The sequence below is a fragment of the Vibrio maritimus genome (assembly GCF_021441885.1).
GTDB lineage: Bacteria > Pseudomonadota > Gammaproteobacteria > Enterobacterales > Vibrionaceae > Vibrio > Vibrio maritimus_B.
Genome location: NZ_CP090438.1, coordinates 1,648,977 through 1,667,085, shown reverse-complemented (window position 1 = coordinate 1,667,085; position 18,109 = coordinate 1,648,977). Strand labels below are relative to the sequence as shown.

General features: G+C 43.2%; 16 protein-coding genes. 9 read left to right on the top strand and 7 right to left on the bottom strand.

Translation table 11 applies throughout. The features are described 5' to 3' along the window. Window positions 1-2: 2 nt before the first annotated feature. The 3 genes from LY387_RS07670 to LY387_RS07660 all read right to left on the bottom strand — a co-directional run bounded on the left by LY387_RS07670 (window position 3) and on the right by LY387_RS07660 (window position 4,117). Window positions 3-1,217, bottom strand: a complete 1,215-nt coding sequence (locus LY387_RS07670) for a BamA/TamA family outer membrane protein (RefSeq protein WP_234495951.1) — start codon at window positions 1,215-1,217, stop codon at window positions 3-5. Between the two features lie 103 nt (window positions 1,218-1,320). Further along, entirely contained in the window at window positions 1,321-2,493 is a 1,173-nt protein-coding gene (locus LY387_RS07665) for a patatin-like phospholipase family protein (protein WP_234495950.1), read from the bottom strand. A 37-nt stretch (window positions 2,494-2,530) separates the two neighbouring features. After that, on the bottom strand, window positions 2,531-4,117 hold the full coding sequence (locus LY387_RS07660; protein ID WP_234495949.1) for a hypothetical protein: 1,587 nt from the start codon (window positions 4,115-4,117) through the stop codon (window positions 2,531-2,533). Between the two features lie 326 nt (window positions 4,118-4,443). Between LY387_RS07660 and LY387_RS07655 the strand changes: the two genes are divergently transcribed. From LY387_RS07655 to LY387_RS07640, 4 genes are all read left to right on the top strand, one after another. Continuing rightward, a complete protein-coding gene (locus LY387_RS07655; protein ID WP_234495948.1) occupies window positions 4,444-5,379 on the top strand; it encodes a LysR family transcriptional regulator in 936 nt (311 codons plus the stop codon). 126 nt (window positions 5,380-5,505) lie between these two features. Continuing rightward, window positions 5,506-5,940 (top strand): hypothetical protein, encoded by a 435-nt coding sequence (locus LY387_RS07650; RefSeq protein WP_128649714.1) that lies wholly within the window; start codon window positions 5,506-5,508, stop codon window positions 5,938-5,940. Between the two features lie 47 nt (window positions 5,941-5,987). After that, entirely contained in the window at window positions 5,988-6,275 is a 288-nt protein-coding gene (locus tag LY387_RS07645; RefSeq protein ID WP_234495947.1) for a hypothetical protein, read from the top strand. A 46-nt stretch (window positions 6,276-6,321) separates the two neighbouring features. Then, window positions 6,322-7,776 (top strand): phospholipase D-like domain-containing protein, encoded by a 1,455-nt coding sequence (locus LY387_RS07640; RefSeq protein ID WP_234495946.1) that lies wholly within the window; start codon window positions 6,322-6,324, stop codon window positions 7,774-7,776. A 46-nt stretch (window positions 7,777-7,822) separates the two neighbouring features. On the opposite strand, the gene LY387_RS07635 is transcribed toward LY387_RS07640, so the two are convergent. Further along, window positions 7,823-8,416 (bottom strand): GNAT family N-acetyltransferase, encoded by a 594-nt coding sequence (locus LY387_RS07635; protein ID WP_042472819.1) that lies wholly within the window; start codon window positions 8,414-8,416, stop codon window positions 7,823-7,825. 642 nt (window positions 8,417-9,058) lie between these two features. On the opposite strand from LY387_RS07635, the gene LY387_RS07630 reads away from it, so the two are divergent. Then, complete coding sequence (locus LY387_RS07630) at window positions 9,059-9,523, top strand: hypothetical protein (protein WP_128649712.1); 465 nt, start codon at window positions 9,059-9,061, stop codon at window positions 9,521-9,523. Window positions 9,524-9,677: 154 nt separating this feature from the next. Here LY387_RS07630 and LY387_RS07625 read toward each other — a convergent pair whose 3' ends face one another. From LY387_RS07625 to LY387_RS07615, 3 genes are all read right to left on the bottom strand, one after another. Beyond that, window positions 9,678-11,045 (bottom strand): Na+/H+ antiporter NhaC family protein, encoded by a 1,368-nt coding sequence (locus LY387_RS07625; protein WP_234495945.1) that lies wholly within the window; start codon window positions 11,043-11,045, stop codon window positions 9,678-9,680. A 102-nt stretch (window positions 11,046-11,147) separates the two neighbouring features. Continuing rightward, window positions 11,148-13,226, bottom strand: coding sequence for a putative bifunctional diguanylate cyclase/phosphodiesterase (locus LY387_RS07620; protein ID WP_234495944.1), 2,079 nt, complete (start codon window positions 13,224-13,226; stop codon window positions 11,148-11,150). Then, complete coding sequence (locus tag LY387_RS07615) at window positions 13,216-14,190, bottom strand: ABC transporter substrate-binding protein (protein ID WP_234495943.1); 975 nt, start codon at window positions 14,188-14,190, stop codon at window positions 13,216-13,218. Before LY387_RS07615 ends, LY387_RS07620 begins: the two co-directional genes overlap by 11 nt. A 212-nt stretch (window positions 14,191-14,402) precedes the next feature. Here LY387_RS07615 and sbcB point away from each other — a divergent pair, with 212 nt between their 5' ends. The 4 genes from sbcB to cdd all read left to right on the top strand — a co-directional run bounded on the left by sbcB (window position 14,403) and on the right by cdd (window position 18,040). Next, window positions 14,403-15,824, top strand: coding sequence for an exodeoxyribonuclease I (sbcB, locus tag LY387_RS07610; protein ID WP_234495942.1), 1,422 nt, complete (start codon window positions 14,403-14,405; stop codon window positions 15,822-15,824). A 94-nt stretch (window positions 15,825-15,918) separates the two neighbouring features. Next, the gene (locus tag LY387_RS07605) at window positions 15,919-16,284 is read left to right on the top strand and encodes a CidA/LrgA family protein (RefSeq protein ID WP_234495941.1); all 366 of its coding nucleotides are present in this window, start codon (window positions 15,919-15,921) and stop codon (window positions 16,282-16,284) included. 1 nt (window position 16,285) lies between these two features. Further along, the gene (locus tag LY387_RS07600) at window positions 16,286-16,972 is read left to right on the top strand and encodes a CidB/LrgB family autolysis modulator (RefSeq protein ID WP_234495940.1); all 687 of its coding nucleotides are present in this window, start codon (window positions 16,286-16,288) and stop codon (window positions 16,970-16,972) included. A gap of 180 nt (window positions 16,973-17,152) precedes the next feature. Continuing rightward, window positions 17,153-18,040, top strand: a complete 888-nt coding sequence (gene cdd, locus LY387_RS07595) for a cytidine deaminase (protein WP_234495939.1) — start codon at window positions 17,153-17,155, stop codon at window positions 18,038-18,040. Window positions 18,041-18,109 lie beyond the last annotated feature (69 nt).

Here is an 18,109-nt window from a genome sequence, read left to right as displayed (position 1 = left end):
GTTTAGAACCCCGTGCCAACTTGAAAGTAAGCCGTGCCTTGGTCTTCACTAAATGCCACGTCGACACCCACATGGATACCGTAACGCCTTGCGATCTGGTAGCGAAAACCGACACCATAAGCATCTACCGTGTCTTCAAACAGTTCATTGTGTTCTTCTGCTGTTGAACCAACGCCATAAAAGGCGTTGATGGTCCAGCGATGGTTCAAATGCCACATCGCCTGAGCTTGTAATGTACTCACTTCGTCACCTTGATATTTATAAGCGGCTACACCACGCATATTGATATAAGGTTTTGCCAAAGGTGGTAGGTAACTTTCATCAGTGTTTAGCGAGCTGTATGAACCGGCAAATGCCAAGGTTAAATGTTTATTTACTGGCACATATTGATAGGCATCGACCTCAAATGTCGCGTAATCAAAATCGCTGCCCAAAGCAGAATCGTATACCAGATATTCTGCAACCACGGACGAGCCCTTAGTCGGGAAAAACAGATTGTTTCTCGTATCGTACTCAGCTACTAACCCTAGAGCAGATAGTGAACTATCAAATTTTGCTCCAAGATTGGACATCTCTAGGTTACGATCATTGATATCCAGTGAGAGAGAATCGATGGTAGTGCTGAAGCTCGAATAGGTTTGCGACACCCCCAAAAACAGGTCACTGTTTGGGATTCGAAACGAAACTCGCTGTTTCATCAAAAAGCCTTCACTTTCGGTACCTATACCTAGGGTGCCAGCATAAGGGTCAATAAGGCCCGGGAAACCATTGCCCTCAAATCGCTTATAAACATCGATGTTGGCATGGCCATACCCTGCTCCACCGATATAACGAATACTGTCTTCATTCCAGGTATGTCGGTGGCCAATGAGTGCCATCCAGGTACCATTATCAGTATACGCACCACCAGCCACGGTAATCGCAGGAGCCAGTAGTTGTGCCCCCCCATCGAGTGATGTCAATGCATGCTGCTTGCGCTTTTCGCGCTCTTCGTCTGACTCGTGAAGGAACATACCAAGCATACCGCCACCCACACCAATTGCAGGTTCCGTAATCACAATGGGAACAGGCAAAAAACCATAGGCATTGTTCGCCAGGTAATCGCCCATATCCAGATATCCGTCTTGCGGATCAATCATTGCACTACTGAAAGGACTAGCAAAAATGGAAAATGCAAATAGTGCTGCTGTCGAAGAAGGTGTATTGATTTTAATCATGGGAATATCGCCAAATAAAAAAGACCCGATTAATACCGCTCAAACTGTTCCCGTCTGGTATTAATCGAGCCAAAGGTGGAGTGTTGTTATTGTTTTGTGTTCGTTAAGGTGCTTCAGTCACCCACAAGGTTTCACCTTGCGCTTTGCGATAGCCATAGTTGTAAAGGTTGTTCATGTATTCGGCATCGAACATCTTCTTACCTTTTTTATGAGCTTTAAACGATGTATCCACATAGGTAAACGCGATGTCATAATCATTGCGCTCACTCATATAAAGCATGCGATACATGTCTCCACGCGTTTGTTGAAGCGTCAGGTTGCTAATACTGCGCGACAACAGATCCATGCCTTTGTCTTTTACTTGCTTGTAACCTGGCTCAAGCGTTCCGTTTCGAATTACGTGAACTTGAGGTGGCTGTTCTAAACCCATAGCCTCACTCAACTGGCCGTAGTCAAAGTTTGATGGATCAAAGAACATTTGGAACGTTAGACCACCATCAACATGCAACTCCTCGAGCGTTTCGCCTTCGTACTCCACATTAATGAACTGTGGAGGAAACACTCCTGGTATCGAAGCACTAGCGGCCAAGATTTGGTGAATTAACTCCGTTTTGTTCGGTAAATCACTTGCAGCAATTTCACCTAGGTTCCAAGTAATCTGCTTGCCTGAGTCGAAATGAGTCGTGCCAATAAATAGGCGCTTACCCAAACGATGCTGCTCGGCGATCTTTGCAATCATGTCGTTGCCGTAGGTCGTTTCCATCAGCTCGAACAAGCTTTTGCCGTTAGTAAATGCATCTTTAAAAATCGTATTCAGAAAGTTCTTTTTGCCCAAAACTTCTCGATCATCGAGGCTTAGCATCACGTCACGAAGTTTATGAATATCTTCACCGCCAGTGAAAACAAACGGCGCAATAAGCGCACCAGCACTAACGCCGGTGACAATCGAATAATCCGGAAGCTTACCCGCATCATAAAGGCCATTAATTACACCAGCACCAAACGCTCCATTAGCACCACCGCCTGATAGCGCGAGAATATTCATTCGCTCTCCGCTAACGGTAATTGATGATGGGTGGTATTGGCTCTCCAATAAAAACTCTGGTCCTTCGTTACCCCAAAATCGGTAAGGTTCTTCACCTCTAAATTGCTCTGAGTGCTGGAGGTTAACTTCGGTGTAATTCTCTTTTGTTACTCGGTCTTCTAAAGCATGCTGTGAAGAGCAGGCGCTCAAAACCAGTGCTAGAAGCACAATCGAATATTTTTTAGTTGTCATTGCGATATCTCTTAAATAAACGTTGGTCTAAGCTCGATTAGAAACGGTAACCGAGGTTAACTGTGAATGAGTCACGGGTCTCACCTTTGTTGTAAAGGAAAGTCATGTTGTAGTGTTTTCCGATCTGCTTGTTGAAGCCGACCATGTATGCCCATTTGTTTAGGTTTACACCTACGTCATAACGGTGTTGTTCATCACTACCAAGAGCTGGACCTAAATCACCATCCATATTTGGCTTTAGAGCTTGGTATTCCGCACCAATAAAGAACTGTGCACGCCAGTCTGCAAACTGATAGCCCAACATAGGCTGTGCAGTCACAATGCCATCACCCCAATCAGCATTTGAACCTTTGAGACGAGTCTTTGAATATGTACCGGTAACAGATGCAAAGAACTGTTTATAACCCATAGACAACGTCGTACCGACACCAATTAGGTCGTACTGAAGGTGAATTGGCACAGTAAAGCCTTCGCCTCCAATTAATGGGACTCCTTCCTTTATGGAAGCATCTACAATTGCATCTACGTTAATCTGACCCACGTAACCAAACACGTTCCAGAACGGCAATATGTTAACGTCACCGCGTACCGTATAAGATTCCGCAGTCACATGCGCGATCGTTGCTTCAGGGTCAATCAGTCGATTTGCTAGTTCGTCCGCCCATTTATCATCAGGGAAAGAGAAACTATTAAAGTTGAAGTCCATATCCTGACGTCGATATGACGCAGAAATACCAAACGGAAGTGGCACATCAATACCTTGACGGCGAACCATATCCGCCATTAGTGGAAACGTTCTATCCAGCTTCACGTACTCTTCACGCATTCGCGGATCTGACACTTCTGAAAGCAGAGGCTGGTCTTGAACGACTGCACCAAGGTCTTCATCGTAATAAACAACCGGTGTTAGCTCGATCTCTAGGCTGAGGTCTTTCTTCTTTTTCTTACCTTCAGCAGTAATGATCTTTTTGTTTACCACTACTCGACCATTCGGAAGATTGTCGAAAAATGTCATCTGCTTGTAGGTTTCAATCGCATTGTCACCCTGATTAAAAGGCGAATTGTTGGTGACAATTAACGATACAGGCTGACCATCAGAAAGTAGTAGTTTGCCTCGCATGAAACGAAAGTACGCAATATCTTGAGGCAAAGTATATTTTGAGTAATTAAACTCGATCTCAAGATCGCCATTATCTAATTCAGTAACAACCACAGAGTTTTTATCATACATCTCCGCATACTGACGTAACTTATACTCAGCCTTAGTGATGTTCTCAATATTCTCGATAAGATCCGTATTCTCATCAACCTTAGAAGGGTCATATTTAATACGCAGGTCGATGTTGCCTTTGGTATCTGTTGTCTGTACCAAATAGACTTCATTATCAACACGAACACCGTCTAATACTTCGGTTTTACGAGCATGCTCAACAACATGGTCGCCTTGAAGCATTGAACTAATCGCAAGCTTTGGTAGATATTTTGGTACGCCATACTGCTCTAGAATATCGACTTCACTATTATCTACTGTTGAAGCTTGCTCTGCGGCAAAGGCATTCGTTGTAATAGCAAGAGGCAGTAATAACATCGCAGTAGCGCGAGAAAGTGTTTTAAGCTTTAGCATTGTGAATAACCTAGTTCGGCGGGTCCAAGTCTATAAACCGTCGCCAGTATTCAGATTGCGTGTGTAACTCCTTGTTTTCACGGGAACGGCTGAGCGGCTTAATACCAGAGGCACAAAAAGATATCTAAAATGCGTGCTAAGTTTTCTGGGGTTGCTGTCTCAACGCGGAGAATTATTAACCAGATTTGAAAATACAATTAATCGCGTTTGAAGGACCGAATCCTCACACCTATACTGAAACAACCTATTACAAAGTATTTCGTGAGTAATAGCTCTATTCCGATGATTCAGATGCTAGGCTTCGCAAGTACAACAACGAATTTGAGATGTTTATGAATTTCAGTATTGAACAGCTACAGAGTTTTGTTGCGGTGTACGAACAAGGATCGTTCAGCAAAGCTGCTCAAGAGCTCGACAAGCACAGAACGACGATTGGACAAGTAATCAGTAATTTAGAGGATGAGTTAGCCGTCGAACTCTTTGAAAGAGTGGGAAGAACTGCACAACCCACAGAAGATGCGACTCTCCTATATAGGTATGCAAAGCAGGTAATAGAGCAAGCAAAATCATTTGATATGCTAGCACTTAGCCTGTCCTATGGTGAATTAGAATCAATAACAGTTGCTTACAATAGCTTTCTTCCGCCGCGAGCCATAAGTCACGTGCGAAGGAAGCTCCTCGAATTGCACCCCAATATGAAGGTTAACTTTATCATTCGCAATCGGAGGGAAATATTGGAGGGGATAAAAGAAGACTCGATACAGTTCGGTCTGGTAAATATAGATGACCGCTCTCTTATGAGTAGCATAGACTCTACTCTGGTCAACAACATTACCTTTGGCGTATTCGTATCAAAAGATCATGAAGTACTTAATCTTCCCGAAGATCAACGTTGGGCTGCGCTCAAATCGCAAAAACAAATCGTCATCAAAGGGATGATTGAAGACAATATGGAAAAGAAAACTATTTCTTCGTCAGACTTTGAAGTCGTGGATCAATTGACGTTAGCGCTAGAGTTAATTCGAGACAACGTAGGTTGGGGCTTATTACCTAGGTTAGTCACCTACACCGATTTTAATGCAGACGAACTTGTTGAGGTTGAACTCTCGGTAATGAAAGAAAAATTTAGAGTTCCAATGGCAGTTTGCTCGGCGCATTCTAAACACTTAAGAGCTCTACATTCAGAAATTGTGAGCACATTAGTTTCATATACCGAGAGAGTCAACAGAGAAGCACTCGAAAAATACGGTGTCTCCAACTAGCTTTTTTTTCTTGTTATATAAGAACCCTCATTAGAGGGTTCCATCCTTCAAACGCGATTAAACGTTTCAAATCCCTACCGTTAATATCCTCTCCAACGAAACAACACACCCCTTCGAGAGGACAACATGAAAAAACTACTAATCCCTGCAATGATCGCTGCCGTTTCTGCAACTGCATTTGCTCAGCCACACCAATCTCACGAAACTAACCTAGATATTATCAACCACCAAATGAGTCAACTTCAACAAATTGACAGCACTGTAGATATGTATGTCGTTACTGATGAAACACCAAATTTTGAATATGTGACATACACAGGCACGCTAGCACAAGACTTCAAAGAAGTTTATATCACCCGTGAAGAAGCAAAAGAAATGGGCCTTGAGCAAACTAAAAAGTTTCACGTATATAGCGCAATGAATCCTAACCAGCTATCAAAAAACATCGCGAAACACATTGAGCGCGATGCACCAAAATACTTCTCTGTTGATTTTTACCAGAATATGGTTGGTAACTCAGACATGGTTGAGTATGTAGCAAAAGTTATCGAGTACAAATAATCGATATATAGCTATAGCCCCGCTAAGGCGGGGTTATCCGACCCAAAATGAATACTCAATTTTATACAAAACTCTTCATTATTTTGGCGATTGGATTTCCTTTGTCGGTCTACGCTGGCAGCGATGCCGCCTGGCGTATCCATGCACCTTTAAAAGATTGGTATATCAAAGACAAGCTTAGGTACTGCACATATCAAAGCGGGGACACTCGATTCTACGTAGTTCAGCGCAGCGCAGAGCCTTGTGCGAAAGAAGCGGTTGGTGACATAGAGCCACCTAAACAGGTCAAGAAACCATCACTGAAGGTCCCTAGAAAGTGGACTGACATCCAATAATTCATCGAACGTTGAATGGATTCAACCTTAATATAGGTATTGAACCATGCCACTTTTCAAATCGAAACTCGCGTTTATTACCCTCACATTACTCGCCCTAGCGGGCTGTGCGGCCCCCCAGCCTGAAGTATCTGAGCAGTTCCAAAATGATTGGGAATTTAAGACCGTCAAAGGCAAAGTCGCTTTGGTTGAAAGTGCGCCAGAAGCTATCGCTAGACGCATAAAACTGGTCCGTAACGCGAAAACCAGTATCGACATCGAATATTTCTCTTGGAATAAAGACACGACGGGTCTTCTATTTTTAAACGAACTGATATTAGCCGCCGATCGTGGCGTAAAGGTCAGAATCATTCTAGACGATTTGCTCGTTTTCAATGAAAAGTGGTTAGCTTCAGCCGCAACGCACGAGAACTTAGACATCCAGATCTTTAATCCGTTTAACTCGCGAAAAGCGGGTTGGTTGACGCGTGCCTTCGATTTTCAAAAACATCAAAAAGACCTCGACCATCGCTTGCACGAAAAATACATGAACATCGATGGTGAAACACTGGTGCTTGGTGGACGAAATATTGGTGACGATTACTTCAGTTATAAGCCTAAAAACAACTTTTTCGACCTAGACATACTGGTTCAAGGCGAGGTTACTGAGGACTTCGAAAGAAACTTCGAAGAACATTGGATCGCTTACTACACCTCAGATATTGAGTTTCTTATCGAGTTTAAAGATAAAAAGCCATTGCAGTCGTTTCATCGCACCTTTGAAAAGGTAACTAAGAGTAAGCAGGACGTACTCGCAGATATTGAAAGTAGAGTCAGAGCATTGCAAGAGCCAAACTATATTGCAGCCAAACTAACACCGGTTTTTGACTCAGCGGAAAAGCTCCATGACTCAATGCCCTACTTTCGTCATCGTATCGAGCATTTCGTATACCGCTACCCGAGCGAGAAAAAGGAGCTGGTGATTTCGACACCTTACATGCTGCCAAATGAGGACGGTTTTAAAGTTGTCACGGACTTTGCAAACCACGGAGCAGACATAACGCTAGTGACTAACTCGATGGCATCAAATGATTCGGGTTTTGTCCCTGCTTACTATGATAAACACAGAGATGAACTTCTTGAAAAAGGCGTAAGCATCTATGAGTACGATACTCACGCGATACACTTGAAAAATGTGCACACCCGTAAGGGGCACTACCATAACAAGGCGTTTATTCTAGATGGTAAGCTGAGCTATATCGGTTCATCTAACTTTGACCCACGCTCAGACTTCTTGAATCTCGAGTTTGGCATTATGATCGAAAGTGAAGCGTTTGCTCAGCAATTGCAACACTATCTGCTTGGAGACAAAAGTTTGTATTGGAAAGTAGATAGAAATGAAGATGGCAAACTAGAGTGGCGTCGAGGGAACCAGCTGAAAAACAAAGAGCCAAACTATGGTGGGGCAAGCAAAGTTTTTGATAAATTGTATCGAGCAATCAACATCGAAAACGAGCTATAAAAAAACGCGCTAGAGTGTACTCTAGCGCGTTTTTTCGATGATAGGATTAACCTTGCGCAGGGCGCAGCATAAACCAGTAAGGGAAATTCTCACTCTTTGAAAGCACTTCAAAGCCACGACGCTCGAACGTCTTCACGACTTTTTCACTGGAAGCAACTACATAAGTCGGCTTACCTGCGGCATCAGCTTGGTCAGTCACCGTCTTAATAAGCGCACTCGCTAGACCTTTCCCGCCGGCTTTTGGTGATACACCTAAGCCCCACAACCAGTAGCAGTCTTGCAATGGTGGAACCGCGAGCATCTGTTCACAGACTTCTTTAGCAATCTCGATTCGATTAGAGCCCATCATTCGAGTCACAATAGATAGAATTTCCATTTTTTGCATCACATCTGGCTGGTGCTGACCAGGTGCGCGCATAATAACGCAACCATCTCTTTCTGGCGTAGTATATACTTCACCGCCGCCCAAACCCCACTCGCCTACTGCCCAACGCCAGTAGCAATCGTGGGCAAAGTCTGCAACTTCATCTTGTCTTAATGCGGCTTGCATAGCCTCGTTATCGGCATAAGCATCTAGAAACATCGCGCACAGTTCTGGTACTGCTGAGTAATCCGCTTTTATGATTTTCAGTTCTGACATACTACTTCCTCATTGCAAACAAATGGACACAATCCGTTCTTACGTACTGTCACCCAATTTAAGTACATTAAACTCATTTAGTCAGTAGTTAACATTGTTGTCAATGGAAAACGAACACCCCCTTCTCGGCTGATTAAAAATTCAACTGAGAGCGATCAGCCAGATGCCGATACAAAAACATATCACTAACTTCAACAAATCAAAAACCAAAACAGCATTCACCAAGTCAATTGCCCGACCACCTTTAGAACCAATATAATCTCCTTCTAGAATCTGATGAACACATAAGCTCACAAGTAGTGAACCACACAGAATCCTAGCACAGAGAAATAAAAGACTACAAAACTCACTTGCGATTACAGTGTCTATCACAAGATAGGCACTTGTTATTAAATCAATCAATAAACCCTACCCCAACTAAGCATGATATTAGATGTAAAATCATTAGTCATATTTCAGGGTGACGAATAATAATTGAACAAATTTTATATAACAACGATAACTAGTGATAAGATTAGAATATACACTCTATAAAACAAAGCGAAGAATTAGCTACTTTAACTAATTAGTAATAAACATTCGATTTTAATTGTTATACAATTAAACGCTTCCAAGGACTGGAGCACAACATAAGGAACGTTAATGAAGCTTGCATTGTCAGCATTTCCATTATCAATGTCATTCGCTTTTTCAGATCTCCCCCCAATTGAGTTCTCATTCAAAGATGAAGTTTACTATGCGTCAAAAATCTTATTATCAAGCAAGCAGCAACAAAATGCGTTTACTTACCATAGCTACGTAAAACCATTTGTTGGATCTTTGAAGCAGCATACCCAAAGCCCTCTCTATCACCATCTCATAATGACGCTAGAGTCACATCGACCTATGACTATTGAGTTCCACTCCATCGATGTTCATGCCAGAAAAACAGCGAGCTTTGCTGATTCCTATGAGATCGTATGTCAATCTAGAGCCACATTAGATCAAAGGGTTTCTACTACTCTTTATAGCTATATCTCCGTATCCAAAAACATATCTGAACAAGTGATGCCCTGCCTCACCAGAATCTCTCAAGAGATTCAGTCAAAAATAAATTCTGCAATTTGAGCATTTATTATCAGTAACTCTCAAGCACTTTAAATAGGATCAAATCAATTATTAACTTACTCAATTAGAGGATTGCATGTTTATCGGTATAAAAAAGGATGGTATAGCAATAACGCTATTACCATCCCCGTATAGACTATTTATGACTTTGTAATTACTGTTTCATAAGTACTTTTTGACGACTACCATGCTGCTGAATCAAAATTGCCAATACTGCTGATATGGCCAGTGCAAAACAGTAATAAGAGTGGCCAACAATCTCCAAAGGTGACAACTCAAATACTGAGCCAAGCAACAATACTTGAGCACCATAAGGTAAGATGCCCTGAATTACACAAGAGTAAATATCAAGAAGGCTGGCGGAACGACGTGGCGCTACCTGATATTCATCTGCGACCTCTTTTGCCACACTACCTGAGACGATAATCGCGACCGTGTTGTTAGCAGTACATAGGTTTACCATTGAAACCAGACCAGCAATACCAAATTGACTCGCTCGACGACTCGATGTGTTATCATGCTTAGAACCAAAGGTACGAATCATCTTACTCACTAACTTGGTTAAGTAAGCCAAACCACCCTGCTGACGCATGAGCTCGCTCAAACCACCGATGAGCATCGAGAGCAAAAAGATTTCCTGCATGTTTCTGAAACCCGCGTATATATCCTGCCCAAAGTTAGTTAATTCATAATCTGCGACTGATGTGAGGCTAACTAAACCTGCTAGCAAAATTCCGACTGTCAACACGACAAACACGTTTAAACCTGAAACAGCCAATACTAGAATGGCGATATAAGGCATGACTTTAAACCATTCGATAGCACCGGTTTCTGGCAACTGTGTCGCCGAGCTGTTGAATGCAAAAATCACAATAGCAACCAGTGCAGCAGGAATCGCAATTCTTACATTCTCTTTTAACTTGTCTTTCATCTCACAACCTTGAGAGCGAGTTGCAGCAATAGTGGTATCTGAAATGATCGATAGGTTATCACCAAACATTGCGCCACTAAGCACAACACCTGCGGTGAGTGGAATGCTCATTCCTGCAGATTGGGCAATGCCCAAAGCGACAGGCGCGACAGCAGCAATTGTTCCCATTGATGTGCCCATTGCCGTAGCAATGAACGCCGAAATCAAAAAGATGCCAGGAAGAATCATACTGGTTGGGATTGCAGAAAGCCCTAAGTTGACCGTCGCGTCAACGCCACCAGAGGCTTTCGCGACTGCAGCAAATGCACCCGCAAGTAAGTAGATCATGCACATGGCAACGATGTCTTGATGACCCACACCCCGCAAGAACTGTTCGATGGCTTTATTCAGTTTCTCTTTACTTAATAAAACAGCTAGCACAACAGCAGGCAAAGCTGCGATTGGAGCTGGCAGTTGATAAAACGCAAAATCGACACCTTGATACGTAAGGTAACTACCTACTCCAATAAATAGGAGTAGGAACAGTGCCAAAGGCAACAGTGCGACTATAGATGGTGAAACAGATTGATGGTTTTTATTGTTTTCTAACATTTGAACAGCAGTGTGGATAACAGGAAGGCGTGCAGACTAAAGAGATCGTCTAGACTTGTCAATGTCTAGACGTCTAAATGTCCACGCTGGAGAAGAATGATGTTATAGGGCTGCCGAATACTGCTGATAATTTTCACGCCATTCGATCGCCTCATCCATTGGCATGGCCTGCGCATAGAAATAGCCTTGAGCAAACTTTATCCCGAACTGTCTCGCCAATGCTTGCTGCTTCGCTGTCTCAACACCTTCAATAATTACATCGAAGTTCAGGTCTTTTGATAATACCGTGATGGCTTTTACGACTGCTCGAGTCTCCGGCTTGTTCAGTGCTTCTTGCGTAAATAATTTGTCTATTTTAATGATTGAGAATGGAAAGTTCTTCAACAGATCCAAAGAGGCATTTCCCGTACCAAAATCGTCTAGCTGTAACGAAAAGCCAAGCTCATTGAGTTTTTTGAGAGAGTTCAACGTCGCATTTTTATTTTGAAATATCGCGGTTTCGGTAAGTTCAAGTGGAAACTTACTCGCTTCCAAACCTTGATTTACGATGAGCGCGTGTAGGTAATCAACAAAATCAGCGCGCTCCAACTGGACCGCTGAGATATTCACTGAAACATAGTGCTCCATACCACGCTCGACCAGCTTTTTCTGAAACTCTATACTCTTTTCAAAAACCAACTCGCCAACTTTCACTATGTCTACGGTCCTCTCTAGCATGGGCACAAACTCACTAGGACTCACATAAGTGCCGTCAGCCTTTTTCCAACGAAGCAAGGCTTCAAAACCGCTTACCGACAAAGTGGTCATGTCAATCTGAGGCTGGAACCAGACTTCAAAGTCTTTTTGCTCCACGGATTTTCTTAATTGATGGTACAAATTAAAGTTAGTTTTACTTTCATCACCAATCTCAGGCGTAAAGCTCTGAATACCGGAAGTTGTAACAGGGTTTCGTTTTGCAAAATACATAGCAGTGTCAGCGCAGGATAGAAGCTGCTTTAACTCGATACTGTCATCGGGAAAACATGCGATACCTATCGAACAATCGATACGCAGTTGTGTTGATTCAAAATCAATTGGCATTCGAATCTTTGACTGCAGCGCGTGAGCGAAATCATGCGCACTTTGGCCTGTGTTCGCGAAATGCAAAATAGCGAATTCATCACCGCCAAGCCTGGCTACTTTGTCTGGTGCGTTAATGACTTCTAATATCGCTAGACTTACCTTATTGAGAATCGCATCTCCCGCAATATGACCTAAGTTGTCGTTGTAAGATTTGAAGTTATCGATGTCTAAGAACAGTAGGAATGCTCTCGTACTGCCTCTCTCCAATAAGGTTTCGAAATGTTCAAAAAAGCTTCGTCGATTGGGTAGCCCCGTCAAAAAGTCGGTCCGCGCTTGGCAGTTAGCACTGTTTTCTGCCTCTTTTCTCATTTCCACTTCAGCGACCAATGCTTTTTTACTTACTGTTGTCGATTTTAGTTGCTGATACATTTCCTCTAGGTCGTGAGTCAGTTCATCCCACTCTTGTATTCTCGATTTCTGAAAGGATTGATTGTCGTAATGCCCATAGTCCTCGCCAATCCTCTTAAGCTCTGTCTTGACGGCCTTTAGTGGAACAATTAAAGCACTGTATAGAATGACCAACAGGATAATTGAGAATATTGCCGTTACAACGACAACGATATATTGGTAGTGAGAAAGCTTTTGTAAGTCTTCCGAAGCAATTTGTCGTGCCTCATGACTCAGATTATGTAGATGAGTGATTAAGTTTTGACTGTATGTATTCAGGTTAATGGTAATCCACTGAATATCCGTATCAATTGTCGCTTCGCGCAACAAGTCGAACTGCATTCTGATACGACTGATATCGGTGTCCAATCTTTTCGCCAGTACTTTCTCTTCTAAGTGAGTGACGTTGAGCAAGTGCACCGATTGTCGCTCTATCTTGTCTAAGGTTGTAGACCACTGGGAAAGTGAGTTTGGTGATCGGTATAAGTTGTAATCAGCAACAATAACATTCAATTGCGAGGCCTGCTGTCCGATTTCAAATGCTTCCTCATCGAGTTTTAGTACCGCATCTTTCACATCATCTTGTTTTTCGGAGAGGTAGAACATGACCACCATAAAAACGGCCACAATGACGACAAATAGAGTCAGTATTTTCTTGATGCTAATTTTCATAGTCTATAATCGTCTGTCTCAATGGGGCGGCATCGCGTAACGGCTCTGGACGCAACATATCCCTTGTATTTACAATGGCTTCTTCATACAAACCGTGAGATTTGAGCCAAACAAGCTCGCGATTAAAAAGTGTCACTAATGGCTGATATAGAGAAACCGACAGAACACTCTCGTTTAATAGCTTGTTGAGCTGATGTGGGTCGGTTTTCAAGTTTTCAACAAGGACTGTCTGTGCGTATTCTGAACGCTCCTCTATGACAGACTCCGCTTTAATTAACGCTCGTAAAAACCTTGTTACGACTTCGTCTGGAATGCGATTGTGTACCAGCACAAGTTCGTATTGAAGATAAGTACCTGGGAAGTGCTTCACATATGCCGTTCCACCTCGCTTTGATGCTAGGTCAGTGATCAAAGGTTCTCGCGTAGTTATAAAGTCGCAATCCCCATCCAGAAGTTTTTGGTTGAGATCTGAAACATTCACAAATTCAAAACGGACATTTTTGGCGCCACTTCGTTCGACAAGTGATTGGCCAAAAAAATGCAGTGCTGATAGGTATTGGGTACAAAGGACTTTATTTTCGATATTGGCAATGCTTAAAAATGGCTCTAGGCTGGCGATGCCATTTACATTGTCAGAATCAAACACCGTTGCGACAACTCGATAGTCTGGCAGCAAATGTTGGTGAGCAAGATATGCGATATCAGCGGTGAGAATAACATCAGCATCAACATCTTCATTGATTACCGATTTTATCGCTAACTTTCCGCTGGGTTTGGAGTGAATAGAAACTTGTAACTTTTGAAGGTCAAACTCCTTTGCTTCTTTCGCTAAATGCAACAGCCCCACCCCTGGCTGAACTCCTGTGACAACCAGTATGTCTTCTGGATTTTCTGATTTGACTTCCTTGTCGCCGCATCCCCAAAGAATACTGATGCAAGCGATGATAAACGGTACTCTTACCACACTGTCTACCTCAGGGTTTTCTTTTTAATATAGTAAACAAATTGCTGTATTGTATCTTTGTTCGAATTTAACGTTGGTTTGGCGATTAAAGCAGCGTGTATCGGGGTATTTTTCATTGTTCATTGCCTTGTAATAGCAGCAATGGTCTAATAAGAAATTATTGGAAAGCCTTGATTACACGGCCGACTTTACGACTTAAGGAAGCACTTCGAATGTCCCAACACCAACCCACTTTTTTCTTCTTTGATTACGAGACTTGGGGTGTTAGCCCAGCGAAAGACAGACCTTGTCAATTTGCGGGCGTTAGGACAGATGCTGACTTCAATATCATTGGCGAACCTTTAGTTATTTATTGCCAGCCACCTGCTGATTATCTGCCTTCGCCAGAAGCTGCGCTGATTACCGGAATCACGCCTCAACTTTGTCAGGAAAAAGGGCTTCCAGAGCCTGAATTTATCGCGAAGATCCATGAGCAATTAGCGACGCCAAATACCACAAGCCTCGGCTATAACAGTATTCGCTTCGACGATGAAGTCACTCGATATACCTGCTATCGCAACTTCATCGACCCATATGCATGGAGCTGGCAAAATGGCAATTCACGCTGGGACTTGCTCGATGTAATGAGAGCCTGCCATGCTCTCCGTCCTGAGGGTATTGAGTGGCCTGAAAACGAGGAAGGCTTTACCAGTTTCAAGCTAGAGCACCTTTCTGTCGCGAACGGTATTGAGCACGAAAACGCACACGATGCGATGGCTGACGTCATTGCAACCATTGAGCTTGCTAAAAAAGTTAAAGCAGCACAGCCTAAGTTGTTCGACTACTTCTACTCAATGCGAACCAAACGCAAACTCAATGAGCTGGTAGATATCGTCAATATGACGCCGCTTATGCACGTATCTGGAATGCTCGGTAAAGAGTGCCAATACACTAGCTGGGTCGTACCAATTGCATGGCACCCAACAAACCAAAATGCAGTGATTGTTGCCGATCTCGCCAAAGATCCTCAGCCGTTACTAGATTTAGATGTCGAAGCACTTCACAAAAGGCTCTACACCAGACACGATGATCTAGCAGAAGGTGAACTGCCTGTTCCACTTAAACTTATTCATCTAAACAAATGCCCTATTCTTGCTCCAGCTAAAACGCTAACCGCAGAAAATGCAGGTGTGATCGGTATCGATAGAGAACAATGTTTGAAGAATCTTGCTCTCATCAAGCAGAACCCTGAAATACGAGAAAAGCTAATTGGGTTATATAGCATTGAAAGAGAGTTTGAAAACGATGACGACGTTGATACTCAGCTCTACAGTGGTTTCTTTACACCAGCAGATCGCAGTGCGATGGATATCATTCGAGATACCGATCCAAACAATCTATCGGCATTAGACATTAGTTTTAGTGACTCTCGCGTCGAACCTCTGTTATTTAGATACCGAGCTCGCCATTTCGCGTGGACCCTTGATGAGACTGAGCAGCAGAAGTGGGCAAATCATTGTCGTGAATTTTTCGAAAGTCGTATTGAAGACTACATGCTAAATATGGAAAACTTAGTTCACGAACATGAGTCTGACGAGAAGAAGCTCGCCATACTAAAATCCGTCTACCGCTACGTGGAGCGTCTCGTTTCTTAACTTCTCCATCCTCGTAGTTAAAAAGCAGCCACCTACTTTTCACTTGTGTGGCTGCGACATATGTTGCAATACTATTCATCACTAAGAGGAAGCCATGCTCAAAACCGTGCTTCGCTATTTACTGTCTTTTGCTGTCATTTTCATTTCTCTGTGGCTAGGCAATGCGATTCAAAGCTTGTTAGATGTTTCCATCCCTGGCAGTGTTTTCGGAATGCTCATTCTATTCACTGCACTTGCTACTGGTGCCATGCCTGTGTCCATCGTGCAGCCAGGTGCTCACGTGTTTATTCGTTATATGATCCTGCTGTTTGTGCCCATCAGCGTGGGATTAATGAACCATTTTGAAATGTTAGTAGAGAATGCCCTACCTATTTTGGCAAGTGCCGTTGGTGGGTCTTTTATCGTATTGATCGCGCTTTCGGTATTTCTCGATCGCTTCTTAAAAAAGGGAGACAAATAATATGTGGCTTCCTATTACCGTTGCGGTATTTTTCTTCGCCCGCTTCGTTGCAATGAAAGTGAAAAACCCGCTCTTCAACCCGCTACTCATCAGTATCGCGATTTTGATCCCCGTTCTAGTCTGGTTCGACGTATCCTTTGATACCTACTACGCGGACAATGAATGGATCAGTTATTTACTGCAACCTGCCGTCGTTGCATTAGCTTACCCACTTTATGAACAACTTCCACAGATTCGTCAGAACTGGCGAATCATAGCGCTTGCCTGCGGTGTAGGTAGTATTGCCTCAATGTTTACAGCATCAATCATCGCAGTGTTGCTAGGTGCAGATATGGACCTAATTGCGAGTTTACTTGGTAAATCTGTCACCACCCCAATTGCTATGGAAGTCTCCAGTCACTTAGGGGGAGAGCCATCCATTGCGGCTATCCTTGTTCTTCTGGTCGGCTTATTTGGCGCCATAATGGCCTATCCAATTTACAACCTCTTTGGTGTCACCCACCCAATCGCCAAAGGCTTAACAATGGGGACGGTATCGCACGCCCTAGGGACAGCGACAAGTGCGGAAAAAGATCCGCGAGACGCCGCTTTTAGTTCATTGGCATTGGTTATTTGTGGTGTAATCACCTCTATCTTAGCACCGTCAATGTTCGCGTTTTCAATTTGGCTTACCCACCTTATCTCTTAACCTAGACTTGCCTAAGCACGCTTATGGATTGGTGGACCTCACCAATCCATAAATTGTGTGACTTCACTCTTATTGTGAGGTTATTGCATTCATTACATTTTTAATTGTGATCGCAATCACCTTTATCTCTGCAAAACTTGCTTAGAATGTAAGAAAACGTCCAATAACATAGGAAACCGCATGACTGATCGTTTTGATTCTGCGTTGGCCGAAATCCCAGAACAGATTGCAAATTTTCTAAAGCCTATTATTACTGCGTCTGACTTCGACGCTACGATTTCTAAGTCGCAATTTGAAGAGTTATTAGCAATCTCAGGACTCGAAGACGATGAACTTCGTGTTGCCCTACTACCGTTTGCTGCCGCTTATTCCTACGCGCCAATCTCTGAGTTTTATGTCGGTGCCATCGTCCGTGGTTTATCAGGTCGATTATATTTCGGTGCCAACATGGAAATCATCGGCGCGCAATTGGGTCAGACTGTTCACGCTGAACAGTCTGCGATTAGCCACGCCTGGATGAAGGGTGAAACTGGTCTTAAAGACATCACCATTAACTACAGTCCATGTGGTCACTGTCGTCAGTTTATGAATGAACTTACGACAGCAGATACCTTAGTTGTTCAATTGCCTCAACGTGACGCGATGACACTTCAAGAGTATCTACCTGAGTCTTTTGGTCCTAAAGATCTTGGCATTACTGATGCGCTGATGAGCCCAAAACAGCACGGTTTATCGACTGAAGAGACAGACGCATTGATCTTGTCGGCAGTTGATGCCCTCAATAGAAGTCACTCTCCTTACACACAAAACTTAAGTGGCGTTGCTATTGCGACTGAAAGCGGAAAGGTATACCAGGGTGCTTATGCTGAAAACGCGGCGTTCAACCCGAGCCTTCCTCCACTTCAAGTGGCATTTATGCAGCTATTACTTGATGGTGAATCATTCGAATCTATTCGTTTAGTCGCACTTGCTGAGATGGCATCTGGGAAAATTAGCCACCTTGCAGACACTCAAGCAACTCTTGAGGCCATTGATCCAGACATTCCACTCGAGTACATCTCGTTGTAATGATATGAATTCGAACCTTTTTATCAGCCCCGCTTAGTTGCGGGGCTGTTTTTTTAAGTCTATTGAAAA

What these genes read in the sequence shown, in the direction of transcription:
- LY387_RS07670 (WP_234495951.1), bottom strand. Translation starts at nt 1,217, where the DNA reads ATGATTAAAATCAATACACCTTCTTCGACAGCAGCACTATTTGCATTT.
- LY387_RS07665 (WP_234495950.1), bottom strand. Translation starts at nt 2,493, where the DNA reads ATGACAACTAAAAAATATTCGATTGTGCTTCTAGCACTGGTTTTGAGC.
- LY387_RS07660 (WP_234495949.1), bottom strand. Translation starts at nt 4,117, where the DNA reads ATGCTAAAGCTTAAAACACTTTCTCGCGCTACTGCGATGTTATTACTG.
- LY387_RS07655 (WP_234495948.1), top strand. Translation starts at nt 4,444, where the DNA reads ATGTTTATGAATTTCAGTATTGAACAGCTACAGAGTTTTGTTGCGGTG.
- LY387_RS07650 (WP_128649714.1), top strand. Translation starts at nt 5,506, where the DNA reads ATGAAAAAACTACTAATCCCTGCAATGATCGCTGCCGTTTCTGCAACT.
- LY387_RS07645 (WP_234495947.1), top strand. Translation starts at nt 5,988, where the DNA reads ATGAATACTCAATTTTATACAAAACTCTTCATTATTTTGGCGATTGGA.
- LY387_RS07640 (WP_234495946.1), top strand. Translation starts at nt 6,322, where the DNA reads ATGCCACTTTTCAAATCGAAACTCGCGTTTATTACCCTCACATTACTC.
- LY387_RS07635 (WP_042472819.1), bottom strand. Translation starts at nt 8,416, where the DNA reads ATGTCAGAACTGAAAATCATAAAAGCGGATTACTCAGCAGTACCAGAA.
- LY387_RS07630 (WP_128649712.1), top strand. Translation starts at nt 9,059, where the DNA reads ATGAAGCTTGCATTGTCAGCATTTCCATTATCAATGTCATTCGCTTTT.
- LY387_RS07625 (WP_234495945.1), bottom strand. Translation starts at nt 11,045, where the DNA reads ATGTTAGAAAACAATAAAAACCATCAATCTGTTTCACCATCTATAGTC.
- LY387_RS07620 (WP_234495944.1), bottom strand. Translation starts at nt 13,226, where the DNA reads ATGAAAATTAGCATCAAGAAAATACTGACTCTATTTGTCGTCATTGTG.
- sbcB (WP_234495942.1), top strand. Translation starts at nt 14,403, where the DNA reads ATGTCCCAACACCAACCCACTTTTTTCTTCTTTGATTACGAGACTTGG.
- LY387_RS07605 (WP_234495941.1), top strand. Translation starts at nt 15,919, where the DNA reads ATGCTCAAAACCGTGCTTCGCTATTTACTGTCTTTTGCTGTCATTTTC.
- LY387_RS07600 (WP_234495940.1), top strand. Translation starts at nt 16,286, where the DNA reads ATGTGGCTTCCTATTACCGTTGCGGTATTTTTCTTCGCCCGCTTCGTT.
- cdd (WP_234495939.1), top strand. Translation starts at nt 17,153, where the DNA reads ATGACTGATCGTTTTGATTCTGCGTTGGCCGAAATCCCAGAACAGATT.